Raw genomic sequence first — 3,161 nt, forward strand, 5'->3', positions numbered from 1 at the left:
TACAGGTGAAATACATCCATTGTCATCTTTAACTGTAAGATTATATGTTCCTGCTCCAGGAATTGTTTTGGTAGCATTAGTTGAGTAAACACCATTGATACCGTATTGTATAGACGAACTAGCGAAAACCGTTCCTGTCATCGTAATTGACAGTGGAGTTCCTGTGTAACATTGTGCAGCTGGTGTATCGACTGTTGGCGCCGCATCTTGTACTACATTTACTGTAACATTTTGAGGACATTTACCGTTTTTATCCACTACATACGCTACATAAGCTAAACCATCAACAGTAGTGTTTTTATTAAAAATACCAGTGGTATTGTAATTAGTAGGGAAAACTGGAGTATCTCCTGATTTCATAACGGCATAATACAACGGTGAATTTCCTCCAGTAGCACTAACCGTAATTGTTGTTGTTGCTTTGGTACAAAAAACCTTTGTAGCATTAGCCGTTAAAGCAGTGATTGCTGTAGGTTGCGATAATGTAATCACGGATGTAGCCGTACATTTAGTATCATCATTTGTAACGGTGAACGTATAGGTTTCACCTCCATTTAAATTAGAGTAAGTAATAACGTCTGAAACATTCACTCCACCAGCAATCGTACCTGAAACACTACCTACTAATAAAGGAGTATAAGCTGTAGCTTTATTTCCAGACACTGTGAATTTAAGAACTCCATCAGCAACTCCATTACAAGTGACATTGGTAACAATAGCCCCAACGGTTTGAATAGGCGTTACGGGATTAATTTTAAAATCTCCAGTAAGCGTACAATTATTAGCATCGGTAACTTTAAAGAAATAAGTTCCTGGAGATAAATCGGCAAAAGTATGGCTGTTACCAGATACACCTGTAGCTACTGGTGCAGTTGGTGCAATGGCAGCATCGGTACTGGTAATTTCAACTTTAAATGGTCCTACTCCGTTTGAAAACGATACTGTTAAATCTGTATCTAATTGAGAAGTATCACAACTAATGACATTCGCTTGCGCAAAAGTCATAGTCGTTGGTGGATCTAAAGCAACCACCGTAGCCGAAGTAGTAAACGAACAACCATTGGCATCATATACAACAATAGGTACAGGACCTGTTGTGCTAGTTGTAAATGTATTTGAAGTTACTGGTGTTGTTCCGTTGTAACTGTATCGGTATGCATTTGCTCCACTATATGGCGTTCCTATTAAAGTAGGATCTATTGTAACTGTAATTACAGCCGCTTGTACAGCATTTCCAACGCCACATTTTAAAGGTGTTGTAACTGCAGCTGTAGCTTCTAATTTTGTTGGATTAGCTAAAGTTTGTGCTACTACAATTTGACATTTTTTAGCATCTGTAACTCTAAACCAATAATTTCCAGCACCAATATTAGCATGTATATTTGATACCATTGTAGTAAACCCTACCGTTCCAGAAGTAGTCGAAACCTCATACGTATAAGGTGCCGTACCTAAACTGGCATTTACTGTAATTGAACCATCAGTTCCATTGAAACACTTCGGATTTGTTGGTGTTGTAGTTGCTGTAGGATCTACTTTTGCATTTATCGTTCTAGAAACAACTGTTGTACATCCCTTGCTGTCGGTTATTTCAAAATAATAGGTTCCAGAAGTTGCTTCTGTATAAGTAAATACACTTACTCCTGTTCCTACTACTATAGGACTTCCTGTAAAAGAAACTCCTGTTGTATTCACTCTATACGTATAATCCGGATATCCATTTGAAATCGTAACCTGGATAGAAGCATCTGGATTTGTAGCATCACAATCTAAATCTTTTAATAATGTAGTAGAAGCCGTTAGTGCCGAATTAATCGTTTGCTCTGGTAAAGGTATAGAACAACCAGTTGACGTATCCGTTACTCTAATCGTGTATTTACCAGGGGTTAATCCTGCAAAAGTTCCTGTAGCTTGCGCAGTACCATTATTAATAGTATAGGTATAATTGGTTTGTGCGTTTGGAGTTACTGCCAAAGTTGCTCCTCCTCCACCAGCACAATAAACGGAACTGGCATCAATACTAGCAGTAGGTAAAACTTTGTCTAAAATGGTAAAAGTACCCGATACTTGACAACCTTTTAAATCAGTCACCGTAACCGAATAATCTCCTGCATTTAAATTAGAAAATGTTTTATTCGTTTGTGTAATTGTCGCGATTGGTGGTGTAGTTCCTGTTACGGCGTACGTATAAGTTCCCCAACCGTCTTTTGCATTAATAACGGCAGTACCATTCGCATTACAAGTTACATTAGTAATTGTAGTTGGATCTAAAGCTAGTGCTGCTGTTGGTGCTCCAATACTTACATTTGCAGTAACATCACAGTTTGTGACTGTATTGGTTACTGTAATATCATGAGAACCAGCAGCTAAATTAGATACAGTAATATCAAATGGAGCAACGGTAACTGTTCCTGAAACAAGACTTCCTGAATCAACTTTGTAAGTGTAAGCTGTTCCAACTGCTAAATTTGAAACTGTAAAAATTGCCGTACCATTTGTGTCCCCAAAGCAAGTTACATCAACAGATGATTTTAGACCTACTGTAAAAACTGGTAAAGACGTGATGGTATGTGTTTTTGAATATTTACAATTATTGGCGTCTTTTACTTCAAAAGTATAAGTAATACCTGGATCTAGATTGGCAAAAGAATTACTTGATGAAAATGTACCAGCTGTTGGTAAAACCATTCTATACTCTAATCCTGAAGTGATTGCATCTCCAGCACTATTAGTAACATTTGTAATGGTTACCGTTGCTTTATTTGTTGGACAAGTCAATGCCGAATTACTAATAGTCATTGCCGCAGGTGGATTCAGTGCTACAATAGTCAAAGCTGGAGTAGTCGTAATCGCACATCCTTTTCCATCTGTAACCACTACCGTATAATTTCCTGCTACTGTTAAATTAGTAAAAATTCCAGTAGTGTTTGATGCCACGGCGGTAGGAACTCCTGCTCTCATTAAAGCATAGTTATAAGTAGTACCATTTCCTCCAGATGCCGAAGCCGCAATCGTTGCTGGATTATCACAAGTGTAAGCAGTTGAAATACTAGCTGATGCTGTGATTCCTGCAGGTTGTTTTACTGTAGCAGTATAAGTTTCAGTACAGCCTTTACTGTCTTTAACAATATAAGGATAATCTGTTCCCGCAACTGAACCTA

At 37.9% G+C, this 3,161-nt stretch carries 1 protein-coding gene; it reads right to left on the reverse strand.

The genetic code is table 11. From position 1 onward, the window contains the following. The coding region (locus tag WBQ70_RS12860; protein WP_423914900.1) for a beta strand repeat-containing protein at positions 1-3,161 on the reverse strand (3,161 nt) is incomplete at both ends.

The organism is Flavobacterium sp. (genome assembly GCF_049590715.1).
Lineage (GTDB): Bacteria > Bacteroidota > Bacteroidia > Flavobacteriales > Flavobacteriaceae > Flavobacterium.